This window comes from Photorhabdus sp. RM323S (genome assembly GCF_042879375.1).
Classification (GTDB): domain Bacteria; phylum Pseudomonadota; class Gammaproteobacteria; order Enterobacterales; family Enterobacteriaceae; genus Photorhabdus; species Photorhabdus tasmaniensis.
Map to the genome: position 1 here is coordinate 1 of NZ_JBHFKZ010000093.1, position 5,764 is coordinate 5,764.

A 5,764-nucleotide genomic window follows, 5' to 3' on the forward strand; every position below is an offset into this window, starting at 1 on the left:
GATGCTACTGGTAGACCTTTATCCAGTCCAAATTATAGTGTGTGGTATCAAACAGATATTCCCACAGATTTACATTCAAGTAGCAGACCTAAGCATTTTAATAATGCAAATAAACAACTGTATGAAGCAATACAAAAAGATCCACGTTTAGCTAAATCGTTACCACCTGAAGTTGTAGCGCATGTGCAGCCAGGTCCAAAAGGTGGATTTGAACGTACTAGCCCGCCTAATCATTCATGGCACCATAATGCTCAAAATCCAACTAAGATAGAACTTATTCCAAGATCTCAACATCAAGCGCCAGGCGCTGTACAGAAAAGCCTTCATCCAAATCAGGAAGGAGGATTTAAAAAGTTAGGTAGTGGAAAATGTGGTGGACTATAAATAATGAGGTAGTTTATGAAGTTAGTTTCTATTGCTGATGTATTATCGACCCCAGAAAATAATTCCAGCGAGTGGTTTTGCTTACCTCCAGATCAAAATAGTTGGACGTTAGAAACAGAAGGAGTTTTTTCTCTGAGTAGTGCTGATTTTCCACCTGATTCTGATGATTATTTACCTAAACAGGTAAAAGAAAACGGGTGGATTGAAGTTTTAGATGGAGGAACAATTGAAGAAGTAGTAGCTAATACTAAGGCCCAGTTAGACAATCCATCTCTTAATGATCTATTGAAGGCATTTATTTTTTATTTTGAAAATGATGCTTTTATGGAGTTTTAATTATATGAGATATGAGCCGGAAAGATCCCCCGTGATCTTCCGGCTTTCTGATGATCTACCGTGGCGCATACCCACGGTAAGCCAGCGCGGATTGAAGCTTATAGATTGCATCTTTGATCTGATATGCTTCTTCGTCATTCACCGCACAGGCGCGTATCTCCGCCCAGTTCAGCCGCTTAACCAGCTGGGCTAAGGCCAGCGCTTCAATGTGGGTTAACTGAATATCCTGCAAATGTTCAATCACTATCGTCATCTTATGCTCTCCCCTTAACCCACAAAACCGGTTATCAGCGCCCGCATCTGCTGCTTTATTTCCCGCAGTTGGGCCTGTTGCCGCTGGTACTGCTGATGCTGTTGTTGCGTGGCTTCACTGTCAGGAATGAGCACCAGACAACCGTCCATCACCTTCACCGTAATCTGGCCGCCGGTATTAAATCCCGCCTGTCTCAGCCACTGTCCCTTAAGATGTATCGCCGGGGTGGCGTTGTTGACCTTATTCCCGTTCGGTACATAGCCCACCGTGTAATAACGTTCTGTTTTCGCGGCTTTATTTACCGCCGCTTCTGCTTTAGAATGCGCCTTAGCCATAGTAACTACCTCTTTTAGTTGCTTGTGGTGAGCGGCAGACGTGAGGTGCGAACTCACCGTCTGCCGCGCTATCTCAACGCTTAGTGCCGTTAAATCCCATTGCCTGTTCAACCATGGCTTTCTTGACAAAGCTGTCAAGTACCACAATCAACGCTTGTTGATCGGTATCTGGCAACAGGTCCGCTTTTTGCCACAAGGAATGTAATGTGTGGTTGCGGATCTTCACTTCATCCGATATAGCCCTGCGGCCAACCAGTTCATCTATCGTCACCTGGAGCACATCAGCGATCTTAATAACCGTTTCCAAATGTGGCGCACTCGCGCCTTTTTCCCAACGATTATAAGCGCGCGGATCAACGCCCAACAGTTCAGCCAGTCGAACCTGACTTAAATTACGTGCCTCACGCAACAAGCGAAGACGTTCTGCAAATGCTGACATATCCAACCCTGCACACAATGAATCAATAGGGTTCATTGTATCGTCTCCTTTTTTAGCTGCCTGTTGCAAATCCCATAATGTATAGATAATATAATCTACATATATGTCTATTGACAAGGGTTTAAAAGGAACATTTTTATGGCACGCATCCCGGAAGCAGAATTACAGCACCTGAAAGCCGCCGCCTCCTTAGTGGCCGTGGCAGAACAACAGGGACGAAAGCTGATTAAACACGGCAAAGACGATTACGTGCTGCTGTGTCCGTTTCATCAGGAGAAAACCCCGTCAATGGTGCTCAGCCCGAAAAAGAATCTGTATCACTGCTTCGGCTGTAATGCGGGCGGTTCGGTGCTGGACTGGGTGATGAAAACCGAAAGCTTAAGCCTGCGCCATGCGGCGGAGCGGTTGCGGGCTTTATTGGGCGAAAATCCGGCGGTCGAACCGCTGGTTGCGCCGTCTGAACCGACATTGCTGGCCGAAGATGAAGCCGGCCGGCAGGCGCTGCTGCATCGGGTGGTTGAGTTCTATCACCACACGTTGCTGAACGCGCCGGAGATGCAGGCGTATCTGACACAGCGGCGACTCAATCACCCGGAGTTAGTCGCTCACTTCCGGCTGGGCTTTGCCAACCGCACGCTGGGGTATCGGCTGCCGTCAAAGAAACTCAAACCGGGCGCTGAAATCCGGGCGCGACTGCGTACGGTAGGGTTGATGCGTGAATCGGGTCATGAACACTTTAGCGGAGCGCTGGTTGTTCCGGTGATTGGCCCTGAGGGGCAGGTCCGGGAGATATACGGGCGCAAAATCCGGGATCGGTTGCGGCCGGGGTCCGTCTATCATCTCTATCTGCCGGGCCCCCATCGCGGGGTCTGGAATGAAGCGGCGCTGATGGCCTCGAAAAGCCTTATCTTATGTGAATCGCTGATTGATGCGATGTCGTTCTGGGTCGCCGGTCATCGGAACGTGACCGCCGCTTACGGGGTCAACGGGGTGACGGCTGACCACTGGCTGGCGTTTGAGCGGCATGGCATCAAACAGGTCCTTATCGCCTTCGACAATGACAGCGCGGGCAATGAAGCGGCGGTGAAACTGGCAGAGGCGCTGCTGGCAAAAGGTATCACCCCGCTGCGGGTGATGTTCCCGCCCGAGACGGATGCGAATGAGTATCTGTGTCAGGTGGCCGAGCCGGAAGCCGCCTTCGCCCTGCTGCTTGAGAGTGCAACGCCAATGTCAACCGCAGTGACAACGCGCACGGAAGCAGAGATATCCGCCGAAGCCGCCCCGCCTCCGGCTTTAGCCGCTGCGGCAGCAGTGCAAAACCCGACGCCCGGCCTCATCTGGGAAGCGGGGGCAGATGGGGAACTTAAGGTCTCGCTGGGCAGCCTGCGCTGGTGCATTCGGGGGTTGTCTTCCGTGAAAGCGGGCGCAGTTGCCATGAAGCTCAATGCACAGGTCATTGATACCCAAAGCGGCGTGATGTTCCCAGATGGCGTTGACCTGATGAGCGCACGCAGCCGTCAGAGTTACGCGCGGATGGCAGCGGCTGAGCTGGGGCTGGCTGAGGGGGATATTCGCCGGGCACTGGGACAGGTATTACTGGCAGTTGAACAGTGGCAGCAGCAGGGGGAAATGGGAACTGAGCAGAAAACGCAAGAAATGAACGACGCCGAGCGGGCAGCGGCGCTGGCGCTGCTGCAAGACCCGCAACTGAGTGGGCGCATCACCGCTGACTTAGCCGCCTGTGGCGTGGTGGGCGAAAGCACCAACCTGCTGGCCGGTTACTTAGCTGCCGTCAGTCGCAAGCTGGAACGTCCGCTGGCCGTGCTGATACAAAGCAGTTCGGCGGCAGGTAAAAGCAGCTTAATGGATGCCGTACTCAATCTGATACCGGAAGAAGAACGGCTGCAATACAGCGCCATGACCGGCCAGAGCTTGTTCTATCTGGGGGAAACCAATCTCCAGCATAAAATCTTAGCCATTGCCGAAGAAGAAGGGGTACGGCAGGCCGCCTATGCGCTCAAACTGTTGCAAAGCGACGGCGAACTGACCATTGCCAGCACCGGTAAAGATGACGCTAGCGGTAATCTGGTCACCAAACAGTACACGGTGAAAGGGCCGGTGATGCTGATGCTCACCACCACCGCAATAGATGTCGATGAAGAGCTGTTAAACCGCTGTCTGGTGCTGACGGTGAACGAATCACGGGAACAGACCGAAGCTATCCACGCCTTGCAACGTCATAAGCAGACCCTTGAAGGTTTACTGGCGGAAAATGAGAAGACCTATATCACCGAACTGCATCAAAACGCCCAGCGGCTGTTACGCCCGCTCAATGTGGTTAACCCTTATGCTTCACAGTTAACGTTCATGAGCGATAAAACCCGCACCCGCCGCGACCACATGAAATATCTCACGCTGATACAAAGTATCGCCCTGCTGCATCAGCACCAGCGCGAGGTGAAGACAGCGGAACACCGGGGCAAACGGCTTGAATATATCGAAGTCGCCAAAGAAGATATCCGCCTGGCGAACCGGCTGGCCCACGAGATACTGGGCCGCACACTGGATGAGATGCCGCCGCAGACGCGCAGGCTGTTGCTGCTGATACAAAACTGGGTCAGGGAAAGCGGGCAGCCGCGCCATGAAATGTTGTTTACCCGCAAAATGTTGCGTGATGCGGTGCAGTGGGGCGATACCCAGCTAAAAATCCATCTCTCACGGCTGGTCGAAATGGAATACCTGCTGTTGCACCGGCGCGGGCTGACATTCATCTACGAACTGCTGTTCGACGGGGAAGACAGCGACGCCGCGCACCTGAGCGGACTGATAGTGCCCTGAATGGCGCAGTATGAAATCGTCCGGTCGGGGTAAGACGTTAAGCGGTCGCCTGCTGGTCGGTATCAGGTCGGCAAGAGGTCGGGTTAAAAATATCAGCGCAAAGTCAGACACAACAAGGCTTCACAGCAAAGCGGTCGGGTTAAGCAAAAAATTACTGTTCCGGCAGGACAGGATAAAAAAACCGTAGCACACCGACAGAACCCCCATTAAGAGGCAGACAATGGAAACACAACCTGTTTTTACCCTTGCGACCTTACGCCAGCAGCTTGAAGCGTATCTGGAAATCCAGACCGCCAGCGGGCACAGCACCCGAACGCCGGAAACCTATCGGGAATGGTTAACGCCGTTCGTCGACTGGTGCGAGATGCGAGCGGTCTACCATGCGCCGCAGGTCTCCCTGCCGTTGCTGGAGAGCTGGCAGCGTTATCTGCGCCGTTACCGCAAGGCAGACGGACAGCATTACGGCAATAACAGCCAGTTACAACGGCTCCGCGCCTTACGGGGGTGGTTCCGCTGGTTATTGCAGCGTCACCATATCCTGTATAACCCGGCAGAAATGCTAATCCTGCCGAAAGAGGAGCAGCGGCTGCCCGCGCAGGTACTGAGTGACGCGGAGACTGAGCATGTGCTGACCAGCCTCGACACCCAGACGCCCCTCGGCCTGCGTAACCGCGCCATGCTGGAAGTGTTCTGGAATACCGGTATCCGGCGCACAGAACTGATTAATCTGAGACTCGGCGATATAGACCGCCATCGCGGGGTGATGGTGGTGCGACAGGGAAAAAACGGACATGACCGGGTGGTGCCGATAGGAGAACGGGCGCTGGCGTGGCTGGAGCGGTATCTGGCCAGCGTGCGCCCGCAACTGGCTTATCGGTATGACAGCGGGCATGTGTTTATCACCGTCAGAGGCAGACCGCTGGCCCGCAACACCTTAACGCAAATCGCAGGGCGAACCATCCGGGAGCAGGCAAAACTCGACAAACCGGGGGCCTGTCACGTGTTCCGGCACTCAATGGCGACGCAGATGCTGGAGAACGGCGCGGACACGCGGCATATCCAGGCGATACTGGGGCATAAAAAGCTGGAGACCACGCAAATTTACACGCGGGTTGCCATCGGACACCTCAAAGAAGTTCATCAACAGACGCACCCGGCAGAGCGGAAACCGAAGAAAAA

At 53.6% G+C, this 5,764-nt stretch carries 7 protein-coding genes and 1 pseudogene; 5 read left to right on the forward strand and 3 right to left on the reverse strand.

The features are described from left to right. Both ACGF7G_RS21355 and ACGF7G_RS21360 read left to right on the forward strand, forming a co-directional pair. On the forward strand, positions 1-384 hold a 384-nt coding region (locus ACGF7G_RS21355; protein WP_387468221.1), incomplete at its 5' end, for an HNH endonuclease. A gap of 15 nt (positions 385-399) precedes the next feature. Then, on the forward strand, positions 400-720 hold the full coding sequence (locus ACGF7G_RS21360; RefSeq protein WP_133816365.1) for a hypothetical protein: 321 nt from the start codon (positions 400-402) through the stop codon (positions 718-720). 55 nt (positions 721-775) lie between these two features. On the opposite strand, the gene ACGF7G_RS21365 is transcribed toward ACGF7G_RS21360, so the two are convergent. From ACGF7G_RS21365 to ACGF7G_RS21375, 3 genes are all read right to left on the reverse strand, one after another. Further along, positions 776-973 carry a hypothetical protein gene (locus ACGF7G_RS21365; protein WP_387468223.1) on the reverse strand — a complete coding sequence of 66 codons (198 nt, stop codon included), beginning with the start codon at positions 971-973 and terminating at the stop codon, positions 776-778. A gap of 14 nt (positions 974-987) precedes the next feature. Further along, positions 988-1,308: a SymE family type I addiction module toxin gene (locus ACGF7G_RS21370; protein WP_387468225.1), complete on the reverse strand. Its 321-nt coding sequence runs from the start codon at positions 1,306-1,308 to the stop codon at positions 988-990. 73 nt (positions 1,309-1,381) lie between these two features. After that, positions 1,382-1,783, reverse strand: a complete 402-nt coding sequence (locus ACGF7G_RS21375) for a helix-turn-helix domain-containing protein (RefSeq protein ID WP_387468227.1) — start codon at positions 1,781-1,783, stop codon at positions 1,382-1,384. Between the two features lie 102 nt (positions 1,784-1,885). Here ACGF7G_RS21375 and ACGF7G_RS21380 point away from each other — a divergent pair. The 3 genes and pseudogenes from ACGF7G_RS21380 to xerC all read left to right on the forward strand — a co-directional run. Then, a pseudogene (locus ACGF7G_RS21380) lies at positions 1,886-4,582 on the forward strand (CHC2 zinc finger domain-containing protein); the annotation flags it as partial. 13 nt (positions 4,583-4,595) lie between these two features. Further along, positions 4,596-4,772, forward strand: a complete 177-nt coding sequence (locus ACGF7G_RS21385; protein WP_387468228.1) for a hypothetical protein — start codon at positions 4,596-4,598, stop codon at positions 4,770-4,772. Between the two features lie 33 nt (positions 4,773-4,805). Continuing rightward, on the forward strand, positions 4,806-5,764 hold a 959-nt coding region (gene xerC, locus ACGF7G_RS21390), incomplete at its 3' end, for a site-specific tyrosine recombinase XerC (RefSeq protein WP_387468229.1).

Excerpts from the sequence above, each read along its gene's own strand:
- ACGF7G_RS21360 (WP_133816365.1), top strand. The coding sequence starts at position 400 with ATGAAGTTAGTTTCTATTGCTGATGTATTATCGACCCCAGAAAATAAT.
- ACGF7G_RS21365 (WP_387468223.1), bottom strand. The coding sequence starts at position 973 with ATGACGATAGTGATTGAACATTTGCAGGATATTCAGTTAACCCACATT.
- ACGF7G_RS21370 (WP_387468225.1), bottom strand. The coding sequence starts at position 1,308 with ATGGCTAAGGCGCATTCTAAAGCAGAAGCGGCGGTAAATAAAGCCGCG.
- ACGF7G_RS21375 (WP_387468227.1), bottom strand. The coding sequence starts at position 1,783 with ATGAACCCTATTGATTCATTGTGTGCAGGGTTGGATATGTCAGCATTT.
- ACGF7G_RS21385 (WP_387468228.1), top strand. The coding sequence starts at position 4,596 with ATGAAATCGTCCGGTCGGGGTAAGACGTTAAGCGGTCGCCTGCTGGTC.